Genomic DNA, 25,777 nt, shown 5'->3' on the forward strand with positions numbered 1-25,777 from the left:
AGTATAACAGATTAAATTAAAAAAATCAAAGAAACTAATTGATAATTAGAATCATTTAAGTTTCTATTCAAACAAATTCTATTACAATTGTATTCTTATAAATAACTTATAAAATAACTATAATAAAAAGAGAGAAAATGAATTTAAGTGAATTACAAAAAGGTGAATGTGGAATCATCACAAAAGTAACAGCCACGCAAGTTTTAAAATCTAGATTAAACTCTTTTGGAATAACAAAAGGTGCAACTATTTATGTAATAGAGCAAACTATGTCAAAAAATACAATTGAAATAAGACTCCATAGTACAAAAATTGCACTTAGAATAAATGAAGCAAAAACTATTGAAATAGAAAGAACCCCATGCAAAATATAGATGAAAAAAAACTAATAAAAATTGCTCTTGTTGGGCAACCAAATGTTGGAAAATCGATGCTTATAAATTCGATTTCTAATTCAAAACTTAAAGTTGGAAACTTTTCTGGTGTTACTGTTGAAAAAAAACAAATAGAATTTAAATATAATGAATATCTTTTCCAAATCACAGACTTACCAGGTTCTTACTCTTTAAATGAATATACGATTGAAGAAAAAGTTACTAAAAACTACCTTGAAAAGGGAGATTATGACATTATATTAAATGTCTTGGATTCTACTAATTTAGAGAGAAACTTATATCTTACTACAGAATTATTAGCCTTAGATAAAAAGATGGTAATTGCTTTAAATATGAGTGATGAAGCAGATAATGAAGGCTTAGTCATAGATGAAAATCAATTAAGTAAAATTATTGGAAAACCTTGTGTAAAAACATCTGCAAAAAATATTACAGGTATAGATACTTTAATAAAAACTTTAATTAATAAATATAACTCTCCAAAATTTGAATCCAAACTGATTTTCTCAAATGTAATGGAAGAAGAGATATCGAATATAAAAACACTTTTAATAGAAAAAAAATATAAAAGTGATGTTCACTATAGAGAAGTAGCAATTAAACTTTTACAAGAGGATAAAAAAACCTTTCTAAAGTTTCATGATGAACCAATTTGGATAGAACTTCAACCTTTGTTAAATGAAGCATTTGAGCATATTTATCTACACTATAACACAAAAGATTTAGATGAAATATTTGCTGATGAGAAAAATGCCTTTGCAAGAGGGGCAACACAAGAAGTTATAACTTCAAAAAAAGAGTATGAAAAAGACTTAAGCTCTAAAATCGACTCATTTTTAATAAATAAGATTTTAGGTATTCCTATCTTTTTATTTTTTATGTGGGGACTTTTTCAACTAACATTTGAACTTGGTAGTATACCTATGGATATAATTGACTCATTTTTTGCTTCCCTTATTGATGGAACTAAAAATATACTTGGAGAGAATGAGCTCTCATCTTTAATAGGTGATGGAATTATTGCAGGTGTTGGTGCAGTGATTTTATTTGTACCAAATATAGTAATACTATTTTTTGGGATTGCACTACTTGAAACAACTGGTTATATGAGTAGAGTAGCCTTTTTACTTGATGGATTTTTTCATAAATTTGGACTTCATGGAAAATCATTTATTCCTTTAGTTACAGGGTTTGGTTGTTCCGTTCCTGCGTATATGGCTGCACGAACACTTAAAAATGATAGAGATAGACTTTTAACCTTGTTTATTATTGGATTTATGTCTTGTGGAGCTAGACTTCCTATATATGTACTTTTTACAGGGGCTTTTTTTGGAGGTGAAAATGCCGGTAATATATTATTTCTTATATATATTACCGGGGCACTATTAGGACTTTTTGCAGCTAAACTTTTAAAAATAACAGTTTTTAAAAGTGAAGATGAACCTTTTGTAATGGAGATGCCTAAATATAGATTGCCAACTTTTAAACTTGTTTGGCATACAGTTTCAAATCAAGCTTTAATGTATCTAAAAAAAGCAGGAACATATATCTTAGCCGCATCTGTTCTTATTTGGTTTGCATCAAATTATCCAAAACATGAAGAGTATGAAGCTAAAGTTACTGCACAAATAGAACAAACAACAAACCAAGCAAAAAAACAAGAACTGCAAAACAGCTTAGTGCAATATAACTTGGAAAATTCATATTTAGGAATTGTAGGAAAATTCTCACAACCACTTTTTGAACCTTTAGGTTTTGATTGGAGAATGACAGTAGCATTAGAGACTGGACTTGCAGCAAAAGAGATAGTTGTTTCAACTTTAGGAATTCTTTATGGATTAGGAGATGAGTTAACAGAAGATAGTGAAACTCTACTTAATAAAATCAGAAATAACATCCCACTAACATCAGCACTATCATTTATAATGTTTGTAATGATTTATATACCTTGTTTAGCAGCATCAATGGTATTTGCAAGGGAAGCAGGAGGATGGAAGTATTTAGTTTATCTTTTTATTTTCACAACAGTTACAGCGTGGGTTTTATCTTTTATAACTTACAATATTGCAAAAGTAGTTATGTAAAATAGTTTTTACTTAACTACTCTTCTTCTTTAATTTCAAAAGTAGTATTTAAAACTTCATCTTTATCTATTACTCTGAAATTCCAAACACCAATTTCTCTACCACTTAAGTATCTAAAATCATAAACAGAACCATGACCTGATGGGAAAAGAACTTTTCTTGTTCTTGATACTTCACCCTCTGGATTAATCCATTCCATTGTTACAAATTTATCTTCGATTGATCGATCTGTCATATATTTACAAATAATTGAATTCTCTTCTTTTATAACTAAACAATCAACCTCACTACCAACATAATCACTTCCAAAACAAGACGAGATTAGTAGGAATGTAGTTAATAATATTTTTTTCATTTTCATCCTTAAAATAATCGTACAATATGGTTTTATTATACCTTATATTTACTCCAAATAGTATCTTCATCTAAAGAAGCCCTATTTTCAAGTACTTCAAAAGGAGTAAAAGCTTCTTTATATCCCATAGAAAAATGATCTTTTATCCAATAACCCAAATATATATATGGTATATTTAGCTGTTTTGCAACTTTTATTTGTGCCAGTATGGAAAACTTTCCAATTGATAATTTTTCATAATCATGGTCATAAAAACAATATATAGATGAAATAGAGTTTGGTAGTATGTCAGTTAAAGCAACACCTATTAATTTATCATCTCTCATATACAAAAACTCTTTTGTAAAAGATGCTTTTCCTTCAACATAAGACCTACTGTATTCTATTGGCTCTATTGGAGAATATGGCCATGATTTTTTGTCATTCATGTGTTTGTGATATTTATCATATAAATTTAAATGGTCAATTGAGATTGAAGGAGGCTGAATATAGACTTTTGTATCTTTGTTTTTTGCCAATACTCTTTTTTCAGATTTTGAGAATTTGTAATTTGCAACATCAATTCTAATACTTATACATTTTGTACAATTTTTACACTCTGGAACAAAATGCATCCTACCAAATCTTCTCCATCCATGCTCAAGCATGTTTTGATAATCTTGGGGCGAACAGTTTTTTAAGTATCTATACCTTATATCAGATATTTCATTGTCAAAATAAGAACAATCTTTATCATTCTCAACAAATTCTACTTCATCATTTATTAACTGCATAACTACTCGTTTATTTTCTCTTTTATCTCTTTAGCTATAGAGCTTATTCTTTTTATTTTTTCACTATTACTTAAACTATCATCTATCAAATGTTTTACAAAAGCAGAACCAACGATTACACCATCGACCCCTTTTACTTTCTCTTTTGCAGTATTTTCATCAACACCAAAACCAATATAGAGTGGTGTCTGTGTATATTTTTTAACATTTTCTATGATAGTTGTCAAATCTTCAGCTTGCCCACTACCAGTAATCCCTGCATAAGCAACCAAATAAACAAACTCACTAGAGTTTTCAACAACTTTTTTAATTCTATCTTCATCATGGGTAGGAGCCACAAAAGAGATAAGTGATTGATTATACTCTTTAGCCAATTCTTGATACTTAAGTGCTTCTTCAAAAGGAAGATCTGGAATAATTGCACCTTTTACACCACAATTTTGGGCTTTTTTGAAAAACTCTTCGATTCCCATATGATAAAAAGGATTTGCATATCCCATCCATAAAGTTCTAAGTTCTGGTGCTATTTTTGCTGATACTTCAAATAAATCATTTAATTTAAAACCATTTTGTAAAGCAATTAAATTTGCCTTTTCAATTACTGGTCCATCAGCAACTGGGTCAGAAAAAGGTATTCCTAACTCTAGCATATCAACACCAGCTTGCCCCATAGAGAGTGCTAAATCTAATGTAAAATTGTTTTCAGGTAGAGAAGATGTAATATATCCAACAAGTTTTTTCAAAATATAATCCTAATAAAATATTAATTTTGGATTATTTTATCTAATTTTATCTTGTATAGATATGAGGGAAATATCTAATTACACTATTTAAATTTTCTCAGTTTTTCAAAAAAAAGGATATTTTAGATACAATTATTACTTATAAATATCAAGGATTATTCAGTGAGTATTATTAAAAATGATTTTGAAAAAATGAATATAACAAAAATAAAAAAAGCTAAAAATAATAAAAAATTGACAATGATAACAGCCTATGACGCTCTATTTGCAAAACTTTTTGAAGAGATTGCAGATATTATTTTAGTAGGGGATAGTTTAAACATGAGTTTTGCTGGAAAGCCTGATACTCTATCAGCGACACTAGAGCAGATGATTTACCATACAAATGCAGTTTGTACTGGTGCAAAAAAAGCCTTTGTTGTACTTGACATGCCTTTTGGTACCTATATAAACAAAGATGAAGCCCTAAAAAATGCAACTAAAGTCTACCAAGAGACAAATGCAGCTGCTATTAAAATAGAAGGTGGAGAAGATAGAGCTGATATTGTCTCACATCTTACAAAAAACTCTATTGCAGTTGTAGGACATATTGGTCTTATGCCACAATACGTAAGAAGTGAAGGTGGATATAAAGTAAGAGGTAAAACTAACGAAGACAAAGAACAGCTAATACGTGATGCCATTGCCATAGAAAAAGCAGGCGCCTTTTGTATAGTTATTGAGGGTGTACTAAGTGATGTGGCAAAAGAGATTAGTGAAGCTATTTTTATTCCAACTATTGGAATAGGAGCGGGGAAAGATACAGACGGTCAAGTTTTAGTATGGTCTGATATGTTGGGACTTTTTGAAGAGTTTAAACCCAAATTTGTAAGACACTATTTAGATGGAGCTACTCTTGTAAAAGAGTCTGTAGCAAAATATAAAGAAGATGTTCAAAACAAATCTTTTCCAAGTAAAGATGAGGAATACTAACAGTGGATGATAGATTAGTAGATGTAGAACAAATATCTTTTGAAGATGAGAACACAGAAGTTAGCCTACGTCCATCTTCTTGGGATGATTATATTGGTCAAGAAAAAATCAAAAAAAACCTAAGAGTCTTTATAGATGCCAGTAGGAAAAGAGCAGAAGCTTTAGACCATATACTATTTTATGGACCTCCAGGTCTTGGTAAAACTACTCTTTCATATCTAATCTCAAATGAAATGAACTCAAACATAAAAATAACAGCAGGTCCAATGATTGAAAAATCAGGCGACTTAGCAGCAATATTAACAAATCTTGATGAAGGAGATATCCTTTTTATAGATGAGATACATCGTCTAAGTCCAGCAGTTGAAGAGATACTTTATCCTGCAATGGAAGATTATAGACTTGATATCATAATTGGAAGTGGGCCAGCAGCACAGACTGTAAAAATAGACCTTCCAAGATTTACACTAATTGGGGCAACTACGCGAGCTGGAATGTTATCAAATCCTTTAAGAGAGAGATTTGGTATGCACTTTAGAATGCAGTTTTATACTCATATTGAATTATCAAAAATCATTCAAAAAGCTGGTGTAAAGCTAGATAAAGAGTGTGATAATGATGCCAGCTTAGAAATAGCTAGAAGAAGTAGAGGAACACCGAGAATCGCCCTAAGACTTCTTAGACGAGTAAGGGATTTTGCTGAAGTTGAAAATGAAGAACTAATAAAACTAGCTAGATGTAACTATGCCCTTGATGAACTAGGAGTTAATGAAACTGGTTTTGATGAGATGGATATTAATTTGTTGGAACTACTTGTTTCAAATAAAGGAAAACCAATGGGTCTTTCTACTATTGCAGCAGCACTTAGTGAAGATGAAGGTACTATAGAAGATGCTATAGAGCCATATTTATTGGCAAATGGATATATAGAAAGAACTGCAAGGGGAAGAGTTGCAAGTGTAAAAACTTATGAACTATTTAGATTAACAGCTCCAATAAGTGAAGGTAAGCTATTTTGAAACCACAATATTTTTTGATAGTAATTGGTACAATAACTCTTTATTTTTTATTTGAGTTATTTAGTCCCTACTTAAAAGCCATGATTGTAGCCCTTTTACTTGCAGTTGCAACAAATTCATTTGGGACATATATAACTGCAAAAATTCCAAGTAAATTTATCTCATCATTTATAATGACTATATTTTTAACTTTTGTATTTTTTATACCATTGTTATATTGCCTATTTTCTTTTGCAACACTAATAAATAATATTGATCAACAAGCTTTAGCAAAAATGCTAACAAAATTTGAGTCTTGGGTTGCACTTTTACCTAATGATTTTGTAATTGTAAAAGAGCATTTGATGGAATTTATTGAAAAAATTAATATTAAAGAACTAATACAAAACCTACTATCTTTTGGTGCAAACTTAGGTAAAAATTCTGCAAAGTTTATCCTTGATATGGTACTTATTTTAGTATTTTATTTCTTTTTTAATTTTTATTCAACACAACTTTCAACATACTTAAAAAGTGTATTACCTCTAAAAAGAGAAGATGCAAGTGCCCTATTCTTTGAGTCTTCAAATGTAATGAGTGTTGTTTTATACTCAATTTTAGCAACTGCCATATTAGAAGGATTTTTGTTTGGTATATTTATTTCATTTTTTGATTATGATGGAATTTTACTTGGGGTTTTATATGGCTTTGCTTCCTTGATACCTGTTATTGGAGGACTTATTATGTGGCTTCCTATAGCTTTATATGAAGGGTTTACTGTGTCATCTGCAAATGCACTTATAATTGCTTTGTATTCTATTATTATAATATCTATTGTCGCAGATACATTTATAAAGCCTGTCATAATTAAATATATCAATTTAAGAGTAGTAAAAACAAAAGCAAATATAAATGAACTTTTAATCTTTTTCTCAATAATTGCTGGTTTATCTACATTTGGATTTTGGGGTATGATTATTGGACCTGCAATGGTTACCTTTTTTATATCAATAGTTCAACTATTAAAAAAGTTTTCAACTGATGCACAAAATGATGATATAAATAATTTAAAGAAAACTATTTAATTAAAACTAAGTACACTATTTTGTATAAATTCATCAAAATTATTTGATAAGACAACCCCTTTATCCACCTCTAGCCAAGTTAAATCTTTAAGAGTAGCTAGCTCATTAGGAAGATGAGATATCTTATTATTTGAGAGGTTAAACTCTTTTAGGTTTATTAAATTATCTAAATTATTAGGTAAAGAAATTAAGCAATTATTTGATAACCACAACTCTTTTAAATTTGACAAAGATGATACCTCATTTGGAATAGTTTTTAAATAGTTTCCATATATCCAAAGATCTGTTAATGCTTTTAAGTTTCCTATACTTGAAGGAAGCTCTTCTAATCTATTTTCATACAACCACAATACTTTTAATTTTTCTAAATTTCCAACACTTTGTGGTAATTCAGTCAAATAATTATGATTTACTAATAGTTCTGTAAGATTTTTAAGATTTCCAATATCATTTGGAAGAGACTCTAACCTATTATTAAAAGCACTAAGACTATCTAATTTCTCCAAATTACAAATACTACTTGGGAGTATTCTTAGTTTATTTCCTAAAAGATTTAGTTTTACTAAATTTTCCAACTGCCCAATTTTACAAGGCAATGCAGCCAATGAATTTTCAAATATAGCTAAAACTTCTAAGTTCTTAAGTTCACAAACTTCATCTGGTAATCTTGATAAGTTATTCTTTGAAACGCTCAATTCAACTAAGTTTTTTAGATTTTTAATCTCTTTTGGAATAAACCTCAATCTATTTTTATATAAATGAAGTTTTTTTAACTTTGTTAGGTTGCATATTTCTCGTGGCAAATAAGTTAGATTATATTTTGACAGATTTAACTCTTCTAATTCTAAAAGTTCTTGCTTATCTCGTGGCAAGCCCCTTGGGTAATTACTATTAAATCCCTTTTTTATAAAATATAAATCATCTATCTTATTTTCATCAGCCCAATCAAATATTCTTGTAATCCAAGAGTCATCTAGTAGTGTATCAATTGGATTATCCAATATTTTTTGAGTGTATGAAATCAAAGTTTTACTCTTAAAAAGCTCCATATAAGGGGAATCATTTTTAATAATTAATCCAGCTCTACTAGTCATATTTACTCTTTTTATATTGTTGTTGAATATTCACGCATTTTCGCAACTAGGTTCTCTTTTTCTTCTTTTAGTTCATGTTTCATTTCAAAAATATATTCATCTAAATTATCTATTTTATTTATCAGTATGAAAGTTTGGTCTTTTTTTATAACCTCTATTTCTGTTTTTGCTAACTTTATTTTTTCTCTTGCTAGTTCTATTTTATTTTTTAATATGTTTCTATCAAACAAGGCATCAGAGTCACAAGAAAAGGTTTCTCCATTTAATAAGTTATTTAAAATATCAGATACTTTTTTTAAGTTATTTTGCTGATATGCAGTGTTTAAGTCTTTAAAAATCTCTTCTGCTTTATCTTTTTTAGTATCTTCAATAATATCAGGATGACATAATCTACTAGCTTTTCTATAAAGTCTTTTTAACTCTATTTTCTCTTTTTTTGTAAGTTCAAAAGGATCATCTAACTTAAACTTTTTTACTTCTTGATGAAAATTTTCAAAATCTTTTTTGGCTTCAAAATATTCATATTCATATTTTTTGCCCTCTTTTTTATATAAAAATTCAAAATATTCTTCTCTTAAAATAAGTATCTCTTCTATTAAAACACCCACTTCTTTGTGATATCTTGCATTAAAGTCATTAATTTTATTGTGATACTCTTCAATCTTACAGCTTAAAATTAAAAGTTCTTTTTCTAAAACTTTTAATTCTATTTTCAAGCCTTGAACTTCTTTATCTTCATGCACTACTAGGCTAGAAAATTGAGAAAGATATTGATCTATCAGGGATATAACTTCTTGAAAATTTGTATCTTCAATTAATTTTAATATATCTTTTACTTTATCATCAATTTGTAAAGAGTAAAGTCTATGCACTTGGGGATAAAGGCTCTCTTCATCTTCTATGGCAATACAACTTTTTATGATTTCTAATCTCTTCAAAATCTCTTTCATAATGACCTTAAATCTTTTTATTATAACACTCTATTATACAAAAAAATTATTCTTGAAATTTTAAAAATCAAAGGGAATAAGAAAAATTATTTTAAAAATTATTTAAAGATTTTGGATTATTTTTAGGCAAAATAGCCTAAAAATAGTCTTTACAGAAGTTTTTATTTTTATTTTTATTTTAAGTAAAAAATATTTATACTAACTTTAAGAAATATAGAAAGTTATTTATCTAATTTATTATTCTCCAGAGAGTAATTCACCCTGATAAGTCATGATTCCATAGTCAAGGTTACAAACACTTTTAAATCCATTTGAAAGCATTATTGTTTGACAATATGCACTCCTACTTCCACTATGGCAATAGACAACTACAGGTATATTTTTTTTGTCATCAAGGACTTCTATTGATTGGTAAAAAGAAGTAGTTGGAACTAAATAATCTGTTCCTTTTATTCTATGTCCTACCCACTCCATCCACTCTCTTGTATCTACTAGATTAAAGTTTATAAAACCTAATTCTCTAGCTTCTAACAGTGCTTCAACTTCTAGGGCACTTATCTGTGATTTTTTTAATATATTTTCACACTCTTCTTTTGTAAATCCTTTGGAATGAGTAACTTCTTCTTTTATAGCAGCTGTTTTGCTTATAGTATCAGAATACTCTTTTGTACAAAAAATTCCACAATGACAATGTCCTTGAGATGGAATCTCTTTTTCAAGAGCAGGAGTACAAGGACAGAGTCTATTATCTGCTTTGTCTTTTTCTTCTTGAGTTTCCCCTATTACCATAAAGCATGGACAATATCTATTGTCATAAATTAGTTTATTTCTTGTTAAACCCATTTGAATAGATTCATTTACATCATCTTCTGGATTATAAACAAATCCATGCTCTTCACAAACTTTATCTGTAAATTGCTTTGTTAATTCAAATGTAGTTTGAAATTCATCACTATTAATATCTATCTTTTTTATCATTATTTTCCCATCTTAGAAATATACTTAGATAAAGATTTAATGTCAGCTTCACTTAGATGCATAACTTGAGCTTTCATTACCCCTTTCATATTTCCACCATAAGTTCCATTTTTATAACCTAGAAGTGCATTTTCTATTTTTGATTCATCCCATTCATTTATCATTTGAGATTTACCTAAAGCATGAAGTTCTCCATTTTGTCCATGACAGCCTGCACACTTTGTATATAATGCTTTAGCATTATCATTAGTAGAATCACTCTTATTTTCAATTACTTCATCAATGCTTTTTGTAATATCTTTTGCAACACTATTTGCTTGTTTTGCAACATCTACCCCTACTTCTTTGGCTTTTGCAACAGCATCTTTAGTCATCTCTTTTGAGTTATCAACAGCTTTTAGTGTCTCTTCTTTTACTGCTTTTGCAATCTCTTTGCTTGAGTTTAATATTTCATTACTTTTTTCTTTTATTATCTCAATATTTTTATTGTTTTCAGTTGTTGTAAGTACTTTTTCACTTTTCATTTCTTCTTTTTTTTCTTCAGTACATCCAGTAAAAAGCAATGCTGCAACCATAGAACTAAGTAATATATTTTTCATATTTTTCTCCACTTTATAATTTTTCATATTTAAATACAAATTCATTTTTTACAAAATCAACTTTAACTAAACCACCATTTTTGAGTTTTCCAAATAAAATCTCATCTGTGATTTTATCTTTAATTTCAGTAGAAATAACCCTATTAAGTGGTCTAGCTCCCATATCCTTGTCATAACCTAATCTTGCCAACTCTTTTTTAGCTTTTAGGCTTAATGTAATATCGATTTTCTTATCTGCAATTTGTTCTTTCATGTCATCAATAAATTTACCAACAACTTTTGAAACAATATCTAAAGTAAGTGGCTTAAAGGTTACAACACTATCAAGCCTATTTCTAAACTCTGGTGCAAAGAATTTTTTGATTGCTTTATTTTCATTTAGGGAATCATCTTTTGCAAACCCCATAACATTTGCCTCAGAAGAGCCTAAATTTGAAGTCATTATTAAAATAACATTTTGGAAATCTGCTTTATTACCACTATTGTCTGTTAATTCTGCATTATCCATAACTTGAAGTAAAATTGACATCAAGTCGGGATGAGCTTTTTCTATCTCATCAAGAAGCAAGATACAATGGGGATGTTTTCTAATAGCTTCAGTTAAAAGTCCACCTTGTTCAAATCCTACATATCCAGCTGGTGCTCCAATAAGTCTTGATATTGTGTGTGCTTCCATGTATTCACTCATATCAAATCTTTCAAAATGAACACCAAGTTGAGAAGATAGCTCTTTTGCCACTTCTGTTTTACCAACACCAGTAGGTCCTGTAAAAAGAAAACTTCCAACTGGTTTTGACTCTCCTCCAAGACCTGCTCTATTGATTTTTATTGCTTTTATGATTGAAGTAATTGCATCATCTTGGCCAAAAACTCTTTTTTGCATATTTTTTTCTAAAGTTCTTAAAAGTGTTAAATCAGATTTTGTAGCTGATTTTGGTGGAATATTTGCCATAAGTGCAACTGTATTTTCTATATCAATAGCTGTTATATTTATAGCTTTTTTCTTTTTCCCATCTGGATTTAATTCTAGTTTTTTTGTAGCAGCAACCTCATCAATAACATCAATAGCACTATCTGGTAAAAACCTGTCATTGATGTATTTTTTACTTAGTTCTACTGCTGTTTCTAAAGACTTTTTATTAAACTTAACATTATGGAACTCTTCATATTTTGATTTTAGACCTTCCAAAATTGACACACAATCTTCACTTGTAGGTTCATTTATGTCAACTTTTGCAAATCTTCTACTAAGTGCTTTATCCTTGGAGAAATCATTTCTAAACTCAGCAAATGTTGTAGCACCTATACATCTTAGTTTTCCATTTGAAAGCATTGGTTTTAATATATTTGAAGCATCCATTGCTCCTCCACCAACACTTCCAGCTCCAACTATTGTATGTATCTCATCAATAAATAAAATAGAGTGAGGGATTTTACTTATCTCTTTTAAAAGTGATTTTAACTTTTTCTCAAAATCTCCTCTATATTTTGTCCCTGCCAACATAGAACCCATATCAAGTGAAAATACTTTTGAATCATTTAAAATAGAAGGAACATTTTTATTGGCAATTTCTAAGGCTAAGCCTTCTGCTATTGCTGTTTTACCAACTCCTGGTTCACCTACAAGTATGGGATTGTTTTTCTTTCTTCTACTTAATATTTGAATAACCCTGTGTATCTCTTTTTCTCTGCCTATTACTGGGTCTATTTCACCTTTTTTTGCTAAGGCTACTAGTTCTACTGAGTTATTTTCTAAAACTTCATTTTTCTTATTTAACAGCTTTTCTTCATCTTCATTTTCATCTTGAACATCAACTTCTACATCCCGATGAGCTATCTCTTCTAAAATATCAATTCTTTCAACACCTTGACTTCTTAGGGCATATGTTGCATATGATTTATCATTTTTTAAAATTGCCACAAACATGTCATCTACGTTTGCATAACCTTTTCCTGATGTTTGAGTATGTGCTACCATATGCTCAATAACTGATGTTAATGTTGTAGTTTCTATTGGTTCATCATTTACATCAGAAGGTAGTTTTGGTGTACTAATATCAATATGTGCTTTTGTATCATTAAATATCTTCTTAGTATCTAAACCTAAATCAACTAACATATTAGCAATAAATTCATCATTTAGTAACATCAAGAAAATATGTTCCAATGTCAAATACTCATGTTTACTTGTCTTAGCATAGGATACTGCTTGTGCAAATATCTCTCTTAATTCTTTACTTATCATAATTTACTCTTCTTCCATAATAGCTTTTAAGGGAAAGCCCTTTTGTCTTGCTAAATTTTTCACTTGCATTACTTTAGTAGAAGCAATTTCATGGGTATAAACACCACATACTTCTTTTCCATTATTGTGAATATTTAACATAATAACAGTAGCTTCATCAGTACTTTTTTTAAAAACTTTTACAAGTATCTCAATTACAAAATCCATTGTTGAATAATTATCATTCAATAATAAAACTTTATATTTTTTGGGCTCTTGTACATCTAGATCATCATTTAACTCTATTTCAAACTCATTTGCCAACTTAAAACCTTTTTAGGATAAAATCAATTAATATTATACCAAAAAAGAATTTACAATGATAAAAAAGAAAAATTACGTTTTAAATCAAAGCTTATTTATAACTGCTACAAATACTAATGTTGGTAAAACTTATGCATCTTCTGTTCTTTTAAAGAAACTATCACAAGAGGGATTTAAAGTAGGATATTTTAAACCCATTGAAACAGGTGTTGTAGAACTGCCTGTAGATGGTTCTGCTATGTTAGAATTGACAAAAAAATTAAACCCAGACTTTAATGTTCACATTGATTTTATAGTGCCCTATCAATTTAAACTACCAGCAGCGCCCTATGTAGCAAAAAAAGATACAATTATTGATATAGAATTTTTAGTAAAGAGGAAAAATGAGCTTGAAGAGCTTTGTGATATACTTATAATTGAAGGTGCTGGAGGACTTATGGTACCTATTATGAAAGATTTTTTTGTTATTGATTTAATAAAAGAGTTTGAATCAAAAACAATTTTAATTTCTCCCAGCAAATTAGGAAGTATAAATGATACTCTCCTTTCTCAAGAAGCTTTAAAAAATAGAAATATAGATTTTGAGTGGTATATAAATCTTTTTGAAGACAAAGATAGCTTTGATGAAGTTACACTTCCTTTTTATAAAGACTATTTTGATGAGATAAATTTTTTAAATGATATTTTATAAATAATAAACTCTGAAAGATTAACTTTTAAAAGTTAATCTTTCTAAAACTCTTCTTTTAATAATAGTTTTTTATAAAGAGTCTGCAAGGCATTATTTGCAGTATTTTGAGATATTCCAATATGAAGTGAAATCTTAGATGGACTCATATCAAACATTTCAAATGAAATATTGTTTTCTTTTAGTGCATTTATTGCATCAACAAGAGCAAAAGTATTCTCTTTAAGACCTATTCCTACAAGAGTAATTATAGATAAATTATAAGATACAAAAATATTATCCGTTTTTAATCTTTTTTCAATAGATCTTCTTAGGTTATTTATTTTTCCTTTTAAATCCTCTTGTTCAACTAATATAGCAATATCATCCTTATCTGTTGGATAGTGATAAGTATTTATTCCAAATTCACTAAATATTTTTAAAAGTTCTGCTGTAAAGCCTATCTCATCAGCTAGCATATCTTTTTGAAGGTGAATAGAAGCCATATTGTCAAGTTTAGCAATTCCAACTAAATCTTCCATAGGAACTCTCTCACTTAAAATAATAGTTCCCTCATGGTCTTTATTATTTGTGTTTCTAATATTTATAGGAATTTTACTTTTTTTACAATTTAGCATTGCATCAAAATGAAAAACATTAAAACCTTTTGAACTAAGAAGTCTTAGCTCTTTAAAAGTAAGTCTTGGTATCACATTTGCGCTACTTATTACTCTAGGGTCTACTTCATAAACACCATTTGTATCAGTCCAGTTTTCATAAATATCTGCATCTAAAGCATAGGCTAACTCTCCACCAGTTAAGTCACTTCCGCCCCTACTCATTACAGCTATTTCATTTTCATTTGTTACACCATAAAATCCTGGTACTAAATATTTCACATCTTTATTTATTTCAAAATTATTCTCTATATTTTCATAGGTTTTTGGTAAAACTTTTCCATCTCTGAAGTCTTCACTTAACATAAATCCAAACTCTTCAGGAAGCATAAGTTTTATGTTCAAACCTTGACTTATAAAGTAATTAGTAATAATTTTTGCATTATAGTGTTCACCTCTTGATAAAAAATAAGCTTCTCTCTTCTCATCTTCTAAAGTAGTCTCTTTCAAATCCTTTTCTAAAGAAGCAAGAATCTGCTTATCTTCTATTTCTAAATCAAAACATAATTTCTTATATTTTTTTATAATTGCATTAAAACTTTGCTCTTTTGATATAAAAATATTTTGCTCATCAAAATATTTACCACAAGTTGCTACATTTAGTAAATGATCAGTTATCTTTTCATCATATTTTTCATCTCTACCTGGTGCGGAAACAACAATAACATTTCTACTATCATCATTTTTAACAATATCTAAAACTTTTTTTATTTGTATAGCATCCTTTACAGAACTGCCTCCAAATTTACATACTTTTATACTCATTTTGCCTCTATTGCATTAAAATCTTTTAAACATAAAAAGTCAGCTCTATTTTCAGGAGCACCAAATGGCTTCACAGGTTTATTTTCAACTGAATTAAATACAAAAAATGTATTTGTTCTTGAATGGGGTGAAATATTGTCTGGACTTCCATGCAATATGTTACCATCGTGAATTACTAATGTCCCAGCCTTTCCATAAGCGCCAACTAATTCACTGTTTTTTGTTAACTCTTTTATTGCATTAATACTAGGAACGCCATATTCTTGTTTTTTTAATGATTTTTTATAGTTATCTTCAGGTGTAAATCCTTTACAAGACACAAATTTCTTATGACTTCCTGGAATAAGATATAAAGGTCCATTAAACTGTGTATTATCTGTAAGCATTATCCAAGCAGTTAAACATCTACATCTTGGAAGACCATCTTCACTATGCCAAGTTTCAAAATCACTATGCCAAGGAAATGATTTTCCTTTATATGCAGGTTTTATATTAACTCTACTATGATGTATATACACATCACTTCCAAGTAACTGTTTCACCTTATCTATTATTCTTGGATCTTTAGAAATCTTCTCAAATAATGAACTAAAAAGGTGTTGATTAAAAATAGTTCTTAATTCATTATTTCCTGGCTCTTTAATAAACTCTTCATTTTTTGCTAAGTCTTCATTTGAAGCCATATAATCTATTTCATTAATCATTTCATTTATCTCATCTTGACTAAATAAATTTGGGAAAACTACATATCCATTATCTTCATACTCTTTTCTACTTATATTGCCTATAGAATATTCTCCAACTACTTTATCACTATATACAGTTGGGTCAACTCTCTCTATTATGCTCTCAGTCTCTTTTCTTGATGGATATAAGTCATTCATACTTTATGCTCCTTTATCTTCTTATTTAGTTAGGTATTACTTTGTATCCTCTATGTCTTACCGTTTCTATAAAGTTTTCATCAAACTCTTTTTTTAGATTATTTCTAATATTATTTATATTAATTTCTATTACATTATCAGATACCATTTCTGGCTCATCCCATATTGCATGTAGAAGTTCATTTTTTGATATTGGAGGACGATGTTTGTTTTTAATAAGGTAACTTAAAATTGCAAATGATTTTCCAGTTAAATATACTTTTGACTGTTCATCATTAAATGATTTTTCTTCAATATTTATTTTATATCCATTTTTAAATGGTATCTCATTTTTAAAATTTTCCCTATGTATAGATTCAATTTTTGCTAATATAAATTCATTACTCACAGGCTCTTTTAGAATACTAATAGCCCCAAGTTTGAGTAACTCTAACTCAAACTCTTTACTACTATTATCAGTTATAATTATTACTGCAGTTACTTGACTATTTATCTTTTTTAATATCTCTTTGCAAGCAAAGATATTATTCTCTTTTATCAAAATAAGATTGTAATTTCTTACTTCACTATGATAAGTAGCATCTTCTACATCTTCAGCAATATCAGTTATATAGATATCTTCCATATGAGCGATTAAGTTTTCATCTATATTATAAGAAAGCAATCTCATTTTATATAGCAACCTTATTTATTATTTTTTCTTCATTTAATATAATTAATTCATTCTCTTCAAATATAAGCTTATCAACAAAAACTGTGTCAACATCTTTATCATCATCAAAAAACTTATCTATTACAGATTTTGCAATATCAAAATTAGACTCAAGTGACAATTCAAGTATTAATGAATTGTCATTTAATATAATTTTTTGATTATTGACTTTAAATCCATCAAAAGAATATATATATTCAATAAATTGATTTTTTTTTATTTTACTAATATTCAAATAGTTCTTAATATAAATAAATTTCATTCTTAGTCCTCTAAAGGATAAACTCCATTTTCATCATGGTTTTCAGTTCCCTTTATTGGTGGATTGAATACACAAATCATTCTCATATCTTCACTTCCACCATACAAGTTATGGTCATCATGATTATTTAATGCATACATAACTCCATCATGAAGTTCATGAACTTCTCCAGTTGCTAAATCTTCAATTTTCCCATTTCCACCTACACAATAAACTGCTTCTAAGTGGTTTTGGTAATGAATATGTGTTTTTGTATTTGCTCTAATAATAGTTTCGTGAAATGAAAATCCCATGTTATCATCTTTTAAAACCATTCTTCTACTAACCCATTGTCCACCTTCTGCATGAACTTCTCTATCTGTACCTATAATATCTTTGTTAATATCTACTAAAAACATATTTTAAAACTCTCCTGTTAATTTTTCTTTTTTGTCTGCTACAAGTTTTGTAATAGCACTTTCAAATCGTTTTAAACCTTCTTTTAAGGTATCTTCATCAATAATTAATGGTGGTAAAAACTTCACAATTTGATCTTCACTACCACAAGTTTCTATTATTAATTTTTCTTCAAAAGCATAACTTGATATCTCACCAGCAACAGAGTTGTCACCTTTGATTTCAAAACCATAAGCCATTCCTCTTCCTCGAACTTCAACATCAAAGCTATCTTTAAACTTATCAGCAATTTTTTCTAAAGTCTCTTTTAAAAGTTTTTCTTTATATTTAACTGCATTTGATAAATCATCATTTTGCCAATATTGCTCAATAGCAACTTTAGCAGCTACAAAGGCTAGGTTATTTCCTCTAAATGTACCTGTGTGTTCACCTGGCTTCCATTGGTCTAGGTCTGGCTTTAATAATACAATTGCCATTGGTAATCCACCACCAATAGATTTTGATACTGTTACAATATCAGGATTAATTCCTGCAAATTCAAATGAGAAAAATTCTCCTGTTCTACCATTACCCACTTGTATATCATCAATGATTAATAAAATATCATATTCTCTACAAATTGATTCTAACTCTTGTAGCCACTCTTTACTAGCAACATTAATTCCACCTTCACCTTGGATAGTTTCAACTATAACAGCTGCTGGGATATCAAGTCCACTACTACTATCTTCTAAAAACTTTCTAAAGATAGACATTGTGTTCATATCACCAAAGTAACCATCAAATGGCATAAATGATACATTTGATCTACTAATATAACTCTCATCCCTATAATCATTATTTCCAGTAACTGAAGATGAACCTTGAGTTAAACCATGAAAACCATTTGTAAAAGAAACAACGTTACTTCTCCCCTTTACTAATCTTGCAAGTTTAAGTGCAGTTTCAACTGAATTTGTTCCTGTAGGTCCAGTAAATTGGATTTTGTAATCTAAGTTTCTTGGTATTAATATAGTGTCATTAAAAGTGTGTAAAAACTCTTTTTTTGCACTTGTAGCCATATCTAGTCCATGAACAACACCATCTTTTTGAATATATTCAATTAATGCTTTACTAATATGTTCATTGTTATGTCCATAGTTAAGTGTACCAGCTCCTGCAAAAAAGTCTATAAAGTTTTCACCTTGCTCGTTTGTTAAAATAGCACCTTTTGATGTTTCAAATATAGTTGGGAAACTTCTAATATAACCTCTAACTTCAGACTCTAGATTTTCAAATATTCTCATTATTTTTCCTTTAATTTAAATGGTCCTATTTCATATAGAACCTCTTCTTCGTGTGAATTATTAAAGTCTTCTTTTTCAAAAAAACTTTTATTAACAATCTGTGTTTTTAACTCTTTACTTAATTTTTCAAATACTCTAATTGATGAGTTATTACTTGGAGATACGGTTGTATTTATAAACTCTAAATCTAAATTTTCTTTTCTTTTTATAATATTCATTAGAAGTATCTTTGCAAGATTATTACCTCTAAATTTTTCATCAACTGCAACTTGCCAGATAAATAGTGTATTAGGTCTTTGTGGAAGTCTATAACCAGAAACAAAACCTATAACTTCATCACCACTTAATGCAACAGAACAAGTATTTTCAAAATGAGTTGATTGTAAAAGATATAGATATTCAGAATTTAAATCTAATACTTTGCTATTATCAACAAGTTTGTAAATTTTTTTCCCATCTTCCTTTTTTGGACTACGTACTAGTATATCAATTTCAGACAATGAATTACTCCTTATTTAATTTTATTAAGTAGAATATTTACATGATGTATGTAAATATTCTACTTAAATTATGTAAGAATATAACATATAAATCTAAGATAAAGCTTAAAAAGTATTCATTTTTAATAAAACACTATGAAAAATAATGTATAATTACAATTCAATTACAATAAAAGGAATAAATTGGCTCTATTAGATAATAATAAAGATGTTTTGCCATTAAGTAGTATTGCTGAATTGCTAACTGCAAAAGTAAGAACTCTTAAAATGTATGAAGATAAAGGGTTATTACCACAAAAAAAAGATATAAAAAAACTTTATTCAATTAATGATGTGAAAATCATCTCTTTTGTACACTATTTGGCAAGTGTAAAAAAAATCAATGCCAGTGGAATCAAATATATTACGGAAATGTTAGAAAATAATATGGATGAAAAAAATAAAAGCGAATTTTTGGATTTAGTAGAAAGTAAAATGGAAAAACTTTCAGGTATAGATGTTACAGATGTTGAAATAATTTAGTCTATCCTACAAAATAAAACTTATTATAAAAAAGGTAAAATAACTTTTTTATAATAAAAAGCTACAAGTAAAAAAGCAACTCCTAATATAATAGTAATAAAGCTTAGGGGAATAATATCTGCTAAAACTCCTATAAAAAGTGTTGTAAGTACATTTGAAAGCATAAATATCATATCATTATATGATATTACACGTCCTAGATAGTTGTGCTCAACTCTCTCTTGAATAAAGGCATAAGTTATAGACCAAATTGTTGTCGTTGTAAAACCTGTCAGAAATACCATAATCAGGGCTAAATAAAAATCAAACTGAAACATTCCCCATAAAACTATAGCAAAGCCTTGAAATATAAATAAAATAGTTAACCTATCTTTGTTTACCCAGTTTGTAATAATAAATGGTCCTACCATCAGGGCAAATGCCCTAAGTGCATTTGTAATACCTATTGATAATGGAACTGCAATAATATATTTATACTCATTTTTAGCCAACAAAGTCACAAGTGTGTCAAATGCAGTTAATCCAACAGATGCATGCAGAATTAAAAGGTGTAATACAAATTTATTATTTTTTATATATACAAATCCACCTTTTATCATAGATAAGATTTTTTCTTTTGTATGTACAACTTCTACTCTAAAATCAATATTAAAAAAAACTATTATAGCTACAATAAAAAATAAAGCATCTAAAATAATAGCTGTCTTCACTCCATAATAATTTACTACAACACCACTAATTGCCATGCCAAAAGCATATGAAAAGGACCAGATAATTGAGTGTATTTCATTTGTCTTTTTTAAAATATCACCAGATACAATTTTAGGAAGTAGAGTCATTTCAGCTGAGAAAAACATAGAAGCACTGCTCATTCGTATAAATATAAATATCAGCAATAACCAAATCTCATCTTTACTATCAATTGTAAGAAAAAGTAAAGTCATTACTAATTCTGTACTTAATAGTGTTAACATCAAAGGCTTAATTTTAAATCTATCTATAATAGTTCCAGATAGTGGTGCTATAATAATGGCAGGAATAAAATGCATGGCAGTAACAACCGAGATAGCAAAGGCACTAGAGTTGAACTCTACGAGCATTGTATAAATAGCAACATTTGAAAACCAAGCTCCAAAATATGCTATAACTTGTAGAAGTGAGAGTTTTCTTACAAGTGGATAATTAAGTAAAAGTTCTCTATAGTTCAAGTTATTCTATTTATTTAAATTCAATTTTAACTAATCTTGAAAATGTTTTTGGATTGTCTATTATTATTTCACATTTATAAGAAGAGATATGTTTACTATCGGCAACTTTATAAATCTTATTGATTTTTAAATCAGTTTTTTCTTTATTCATATAAATAGTTTTATTTGAAATAGTCTCATAATCAGATATTGGAATATATATTTCAAGTTTTCCTTTAGTCAAATCTTTTGCTTCATATAAAAGTGTCCCAGGAGTTACATAATCACCCTCTTTTACACTTATATTATATATGTACATATTATCTTCAAATAATCGTTTGTTTTTGATAGTATCTTTTAAAGTAGCAATTTTTATCAGTAAGTCACTCTTTGATGACTGTAAATTTAATACTTGGATTTTCTGATTATCTTTTTCAAAAGCAGATTTTGAAGAGATTTTATAAAGTCTATTATAGTTTTTTTCTTGAATTGCTAACATAGAGTTTAAAACATCCAGTTTTTTTTGAGTCTGAGCTAAATCTATTTTGTCAACACTATTATCAATTTCAATAATCTTCGTTTTTTTGTTTACAGATTCACCTTCAATCTTATCATTTGAAAAAATCACTTTCCCACTTACTGCTGATTTTATAACATAACTATTGTATGGCTCCAATTTAGAGTAATACTCCATCCCAAATACAAAGCTTGTAAACAGTAGTATAAAGCTAATAATTTTCATAAATTTCCTTTTATAAGTTTAAAGATTCAACTATTTTAATAATCTCTTTTTTAATATTTTTCAAATCAATATCTTCGCTTTTTTCAAGTTTAAAAATCATCTCATCTAAAGTTTTATTATATCCAATATATGGAAGAAGTAGTTTTATTACTTCATTGTCAGTTTTTGATATTTTTATTAATTTAACTAATGGTAAATCATCTTTTTGTACTGATTTTCTATTTTTAACATAGAAGTATAAACCAAATATTAATATTGTAAAAAGTATACCAAAAATAAAAAATAGTATCATCTCTTTTATAGATGTTTTATAAACAATTTTTTCTTTAATAATCTCTTTTTTTTCTTCTACTTTTGCTTTCTCAAGGCCTTTAAAAGAGACTTCTTTATCTACTTTTTTTACTTTTACTTTATAGTTTTTACTCTTTTTAACTACTACTTTTTTAGTTTTCTTATCAAAATATGTAAGCTCTATAGTTGGAATCTCAAAATCTTTATTTGCTATGATAGAAAAAGATTTTTTATAAGAGCCTACATTTTTATTATTGTTTATTTTAGTTTGAATTTTTGCTTTATCTTCAAAAATTGTTACATCTTTTATCTTAAGTTTTATATCTGATATATCTTCAATATTTCCTATTCCATTTATTTCCACTTTGTAAGAGATAGACTCACCTTCATCTATCTCTTCTCTTGAAATAGAAGTACTTATATCAAACTTACCAATTAAATTAACATTGTCAGGCAATGGTTTTACATCAAGTTTTAATGAATTTGAATATATTTTTTGGGTTTTTGTACCTTGTGAAAATAGAGAATAACTGTAGTTATTCATATCTACTACTTTAGCTTCTATTTTTATTGAAGGTACTTCAAGTAATCCACTTTTTTGAGGTGATATTAAAAAATTTAGTTCTTGAACTATAAAATCATTTTCTTTATAACTACTATTTTGTTCTTCAATTTTTTTACTCCAAATATCATTGAAAATGGGCATTAAAAAGGATAAGTCAACTATTTCTAAATCTTTTTTATATTTAAACTTTAAATTTAATACTGCCTCTTCTCCTACGTATAAAGAGCTCTTATTTAGTGAAATCTGAAAATCAAAATTTGAAAGCTGTGATTTTTTAACTGTTTGCTGAGTTATAATTTTTTCTTCTGTTCTATATACTTTTCCATCTACTTTTACTTCAAAAGATGGAAGTGTAAAATTATTTTGTGGCTTAAAAGAGTAGGTTTTTTTTATCTTGTTTATTATATTTCCATTTATATTAGTCATGGATCTACTTGTGCCCAAATTTACAACTACTTGATTATCTATTTTTTTTATATCTGGAAATTCAATATTTGAACCCTGTGCTTCTAATTCAAAAACAAAGTTTTCATTTAAAATAAAACTATCATTTGATTTTAGTAAAACATCACTATAAAGAAAAGTTGTAAATAATAAAAAAATAAGTTTAAAATATAGTTTCATGATTAAAACTCTAATGTTCCTTCTATTGCAAAATTTGCTTTAGAATCAAGCTCTGCATGACTTAGAACTGCAATTTCTAAACCAAATTTTTCATAAATTTCAGAAATTCTTTTTCTTAATACTGGATCAACAACCATTGCTACTTTGTTGTATCCTTTAGCTTCTACATTTTTTACCAACTCTTTTGTATGAGTAACTAAATTATTAATTTCTCCAATTGATAACATAAGTTGAGAAGCCCCACCTTTGTCTTGAAGTTTTCCTATAAATTGTTGCTCAAGTTCAGGTTTTATAGTAACAATATGCAAAATATTATCAGTATCTAAATATCTGTTTGTAATAAGTCTATATAGCTTACTTCTTACATGTTCTAATAGTACATCAGGGACCTTAGTATACTCTGCAATATCGGCAACTGCTTCAATGATAGTCAACATATCAACAATTGGTATACCTTCATGTAAAAGATCTTTTGCAACTTTTAATAATGTTCCATGTGATGTTAATTTCATAGCCTCATCAACAACTATTGGGAAGTCTTTTTTCAATCCATCAACAATATCAACAATATCTTGTCTAGTTATAATATCTTCTGCATGTCTTTTAATTATCTCAGAAATATGCGTAGATATAATTGTTGGTGCATCAACAACTGTAAATCCTTTTAATAGGGCATCATCTTTTAACTCAGGTTTTATCCACGTAGCTTCAAGTCCAAATACAGGTTCTAATACTTTTTTACCCTCTAATTTTGCCTTTGCAGGTCCTCCCATTGCTAGAAGTTTATCGACCTCAACATTAGCAACATCTAAAGGTATTCTTTTTAAATATAGTGCATATTCACTAGAGTTTAAAGCAGCATCATCTGAAATTTTTATTTGTGGAATTATAAACCCTAAATCAGCTGCAACCCCTTTTCTAATACCTCTAATTTTATCTAATAAGTCAGAATTACCTTGAACTAGTTGAAGAAGTCTCATTCCAAGTTTTAACTCTAAGACTTCCATTTTCATGATATTATCAATTGCATCTTTATCATTTGTAGGTTTAGCAGCTTTCTCTTTCTCTTCTTTTATTTTATCAAGAATATCTTGTTGTTCTTCTTCCTCTTTTTTCTTAAAAAACTTGGTTATACTATTTTCTTGTCCACTATCAATCATATATATAAGATAACCTGTTAATCCAAGCAATAATCCCATAACAATAAGTATTCCCGATGGAAACCCTGGAATCATTGCAAATAAGAATAGTGAAAGGGCAAGTATCATTAATGATTTAGAGTCTTTTACAAGTTGATTAATTGCCTGGTCAGCAAACTTATCTTCATCAAGATTAGACCTTGTGATAATAATACCAGTTGCAGTTGAAAGAATAAGTGCAGGAATTTGAGCGACTAATCCATCACCAACAGTTAAAATCGTAAAGATTTCTGCACTCTCTGCAACAGTTAAATCATGTTGAAATACCCCTATTAATAGACCACCAATAATATTTACAACAGTAATAATAATACCTGCTGTTGCATCCCCTTGAACAAACTTTGAAGACCCATCCATAGCCCCGTAAAAGTTTGCTTCAGCTATTAGTTCATGTCGTCTCTCTGTTGCTTCTTTATCATCAATAAATCCAGCATTTAAATCTGCATCAATTGCCATTTGTTTTCCAGGCATAGAGTCAAGTGTAAATCTTGCTGTTACTTCTGCAACCCTTGTAGAACCCTTTGTTACAACCATAAAGTTTATAAGTACCAAAATAATAAATATAATGATACCTATTACCATATTTCCACCAACAACAAACTCACCAAATGCTGAGATTATGGAACTTACAGCATCAGGACCATTATGTCCATCAGTTAAAATAGATCTTGTTGTGGCAATATTTAGAGATAATCTAAATAGAGCAAAAATTAAAATAAGTGTTGGAAAGGTTGTTAAATCAGTAGGTTTCTTAATATATAAACCAATTAATAAAATCAATAAAGAAATAGATAAAGATAAAATCAAAAAGAAATCTAATAAAAATTTCGGTAAAGGAACAATTATTATAGATAGTATAGCAATAAAAAATGCTACAGCAAATAAATCTTTTGAAAATATCTTTTTTATGTTCATCTAATAAAG

The 25,777-nt window shown here is 28.3% G+C and carries 27 protein-coding genes; 7 read left to right on the forward strand and 20 right to left on the reverse strand.

Translation table 11 applies throughout. The features are described 5' to 3' along the window. Positions 1–137 precede the first annotated feature (137 nt). Positions 138–374: a FeoA family protein gene (locus ACNI28_RS03155; protein WP_419765475.1), complete on the forward strand. Its 237-nt coding sequence runs from the start codon at positions 138–140 to the stop codon at positions 372–374. Next, positions 362–2,479 (forward strand): ferrous iron transport protein B, encoded by a 2,118-nt coding sequence (gene feoB, locus ACNI28_RS03160; protein WP_419765476.1) that lies wholly within the window; start codon positions 362–364, stop codon positions 2,477–2,479. Before ACNI28_RS03155 ends, feoB begins: the two co-directional genes overlap by 13 nt. Positions 2,480–2,495: 16 nt before the next feature. Here the strand turns inward: feoB and ACNI28_RS03165 are convergent, their stop codons facing one another. The 3 genes from ACNI28_RS03165 to trpA are packed head-to-tail and all read right to left on the reverse strand — an operon-like array spanning position 2,496 to position 4,350. Next, on the reverse strand, positions 2,496–2,834 hold the full coding sequence (locus ACNI28_RS03165; RefSeq protein WP_419765477.1) for a hypothetical protein: 339 nt from the start codon (positions 2,832–2,834) through the stop codon (positions 2,496–2,498). A gap of 35 nt (positions 2,835–2,869) precedes the next feature. Further along, the gene (locus ACNI28_RS03170; protein WP_419765478.1) at positions 2,870–3,607 is read right to left on the reverse strand and encodes an arginyltransferase; all 738 of its coding nucleotides are present in this window, start codon (positions 3,605–3,607) and stop codon (positions 2,870–2,872) included. A gap of 2 nt (positions 3,608–3,609) precedes the next feature. Beyond that, positions 3,610–4,350, reverse strand: coding sequence for a tryptophan synthase subunit alpha (trpA, locus tag ACNI28_RS03175; protein WP_419765479.1), 741 nt, complete (start codon positions 4,348–4,350; stop codon positions 3,610–3,612). A gap of 162 nt (positions 4,351–4,512) precedes the next feature. Here trpA and panB point away from each other — a divergent pair, with 162 nt between their 5' ends. From panB to ACNI28_RS03190, 3 genes are read left to right on the forward strand one after another with little or no spacing between them, the layout of a single operon-like run. Then, the gene (gene panB / locus ACNI28_RS03180) at positions 4,513–5,322 is read left to right on the forward strand and encodes a 3-methyl-2-oxobutanoate hydroxymethyltransferase (RefSeq protein ID WP_419765480.1); all 810 of its coding nucleotides are present in this window, start codon (positions 4,513–4,515) and stop codon (positions 5,320–5,322) included. A 2-nt stretch (positions 5,323–5,324) separates the two neighbouring features. Further along, a complete protein-coding gene (gene ruvB / locus ACNI28_RS03185; protein ID WP_419765481.1) occupies positions 5,325–6,341 on the forward strand; it encodes a Holliday junction branch migration DNA helicase RuvB in 1,017 nt (338 codons plus the stop codon). Further along, positions 6,338–7,405 (forward strand): AI-2E family transporter, encoded by a 1,068-nt coding sequence (locus ACNI28_RS03190; RefSeq protein ID WP_419765482.1) that lies wholly within the window; start codon positions 6,338–6,340, stop codon positions 7,403–7,405. Before ruvB ends, ACNI28_RS03190 begins: the two co-directional genes overlap by 4 nt. On the opposite strand, the gene ACNI28_RS03195 is transcribed toward ACNI28_RS03190, so the two are convergent. From ACNI28_RS03195 to clpS, 6 genes are all read right to left on the reverse strand, one after another. After that, positions 7,402–8,499 (reverse strand): leucine-rich repeat domain-containing protein, encoded by a 1,098-nt coding sequence (locus ACNI28_RS03195; protein WP_419765483.1) that lies wholly within the window; start codon positions 8,497–8,499, stop codon positions 7,402–7,404. The genes ACNI28_RS03190 and ACNI28_RS03195 overlap by 4 nt on opposite strands. Before the next feature lie 11 nt (positions 8,500–8,510). Further along, positions 8,511–9,449: a DnaJ domain-containing protein gene (locus tag ACNI28_RS03200; protein WP_419765484.1), complete on the reverse strand. Its 939-nt coding sequence runs from the start codon at positions 9,447–9,449 to the stop codon at positions 8,511–8,513. A 237-nt stretch (positions 9,450–9,686) separates the two neighbouring features. After that, a complete protein-coding gene (locus ACNI28_RS03205) occupies positions 9,687–10,427 on the reverse strand; it encodes a ferredoxin-thioredoxin reductase catalytic domain-containing protein (RefSeq protein WP_419765486.1) in 741 nt (246 codons plus the stop codon). Next, positions 10,427–11,026, reverse strand: a complete 600-nt coding sequence (locus ACNI28_RS03210; protein WP_419765488.1) for a c-type cytochrome — start codon at positions 11,024–11,026, stop codon at positions 10,427–10,429. Before ACNI28_RS03210 ends, ACNI28_RS03205 begins: the two co-directional genes overlap by 1 nt. A 13-nt stretch (positions 11,027–11,039) precedes the next feature. Next, positions 11,040–13,271 carry an ATP-dependent Clp protease ATP-binding subunit ClpA gene (clpA, locus tag ACNI28_RS03215; protein WP_419765490.1) on the reverse strand — a complete coding sequence of 744 codons (2,232 nt, stop codon included), beginning with the start codon at positions 13,269–13,271 and terminating at the stop codon, positions 11,040–11,042. Positions 13,272–13,274: 3 nt separating this feature from the next. Further along, the gene (clpS, locus tag ACNI28_RS03220) at positions 13,275–13,574 is read right to left on the reverse strand and encodes an ATP-dependent Clp protease adapter ClpS (RefSeq protein ID WP_298753406.1); all 300 of its coding nucleotides are present in this window, start codon (positions 13,572–13,574) and stop codon (positions 13,275–13,277) included. A gap of 55 nt (positions 13,575–13,629) precedes the next feature. On the opposite strand from clpS, the gene bioD reads away from it, so the two are divergent. Next, a complete protein-coding gene (gene bioD / locus ACNI28_RS03225) occupies positions 13,630–14,265 on the forward strand; it encodes a dethiobiotin synthase (protein ID WP_419765492.1) in 636 nt (211 codons plus the stop codon). A gap of 41 nt (positions 14,266–14,306) precedes the next feature. On the opposite strand, the gene ACNI28_RS03230 is transcribed toward bioD, so the two are convergent. From ACNI28_RS03230 to ectA, 7 genes are read right to left on the reverse strand one after another with little or no spacing between them, the layout of a single operon-like run. Next, positions 14,307–15,683, reverse strand: a complete 1,377-nt coding sequence (locus ACNI28_RS03230) for an aspartate kinase (protein ID WP_419765494.1) — start codon at positions 15,681–15,683, stop codon at positions 14,307–14,309. Next, positions 15,680–16,567, reverse strand: a complete 888-nt coding sequence (locus tag ACNI28_RS03235) for a phytanoyl-CoA dioxygenase family protein (protein ID WP_419765495.1) — start codon at positions 16,565–16,567, stop codon at positions 15,680–15,682. The genes ACNI28_RS03230 and ACNI28_RS03235 overlap by 4 nt, the downstream gene beginning before the upstream one ends. A 25-nt stretch (positions 16,568–16,592) precedes the next feature. After that, a complete protein-coding gene (locus ACNI28_RS03240; RefSeq protein WP_419765497.1) occupies positions 16,593–17,237 on the reverse strand; it encodes a winged helix-turn-helix domain-containing protein in 645 nt (214 codons plus the stop codon). Position 17,238: 1 nt separating this feature from the next. Beyond that, positions 17,239–17,541 (reverse strand): hypothetical protein, encoded by a 303-nt coding sequence (locus ACNI28_RS03245; RefSeq protein ID WP_419765499.1) that lies wholly within the window; start codon positions 17,539–17,541, stop codon positions 17,239–17,241. 2 nt (positions 17,542–17,543) lie between these two features. Then, positions 17,544–17,939, reverse strand: coding sequence for an ectoine synthase (locus tag ACNI28_RS03250; protein WP_419765500.1), 396 nt, complete (start codon positions 17,937–17,939; stop codon positions 17,544–17,546). A gap of 3 nt (positions 17,940–17,942) precedes the next feature. After that, positions 17,943–19,223, reverse strand: a complete 1,281-nt coding sequence (gene ectB, locus ACNI28_RS03255; RefSeq protein WP_419765502.1) for a diaminobutyrate--2-oxoglutarate transaminase — start codon at positions 19,221–19,223, stop codon at positions 17,943–17,945. Then, on the reverse strand, positions 19,223–19,723 hold the full coding sequence (ectA, locus tag ACNI28_RS03260; protein WP_419765504.1) for a diaminobutyrate acetyltransferase: 501 nt from the start codon (positions 19,721–19,723) through the stop codon (positions 19,223–19,225). The genes ectB and ectA overlap by 1 nt, the downstream gene beginning before the upstream one ends. A 183-nt stretch (positions 19,724–19,906) precedes the next feature. Here ectA and ACNI28_RS03265 point away from each other — a divergent pair, with 183 nt between their 5' ends. Next, entirely contained in the window at positions 19,907–20,245 is a 339-nt protein-coding gene (locus tag ACNI28_RS03265; protein WP_419765505.1) for a MerR family transcriptional regulator, read from the forward strand. A 23-nt stretch (positions 20,246–20,268) separates the two neighbouring features. Here ACNI28_RS03265 and ACNI28_RS03270 read toward each other — a convergent pair whose 3' ends face one another. Genes ACNI28_RS03270 through flhA form a run of 4 tightly spaced genes read right to left on the reverse strand, consistent with a single transcriptional unit; the run spans position 20,269 to position 25,768 of the window. Next, entirely contained in the window at positions 20,269–21,453 is a 1,185-nt protein-coding gene (locus tag ACNI28_RS03270; protein WP_419765507.1) for an MFS transporter, read from the reverse strand. 10 nt (positions 21,454–21,463) lie between these two features. Then, entirely contained in the window at positions 21,464–22,174 is a 711-nt protein-coding gene (locus ACNI28_RS03275) for an efflux RND transporter periplasmic adaptor subunit (RefSeq protein ID WP_419765509.1), read from the reverse strand. 10 nt (positions 22,175–22,184) lie between these two features. Continuing rightward, positions 22,185–23,654: a BatD family protein gene (locus ACNI28_RS03280; RefSeq protein ID WP_419765510.1), complete on the reverse strand. Its 1,470-nt coding sequence runs from the start codon at positions 23,652–23,654 to the stop codon at positions 22,185–22,187. Between the two features lie 2 nt (positions 23,655–23,656). Further along, positions 23,657–25,768 carry a flagellar biosynthesis protein FlhA gene (flhA, locus tag ACNI28_RS03285; RefSeq protein WP_419765511.1) on the reverse strand — a complete coding sequence of 704 codons (2,112 nt, stop codon included), beginning with the start codon at positions 25,766–25,768 and terminating at the stop codon, positions 23,657–23,659. Positions 25,769–25,777: the final 9 nt, after the last annotated feature.

Source organism: Arcobacter denitrificans (SeqCode), assembly GCF_048571185.1.
GTDB lineage: Bacteria > Campylobacterota > Campylobacteria > Campylobacterales > Arcobacteraceae > Arcobacter > Arcobacter denitrificans.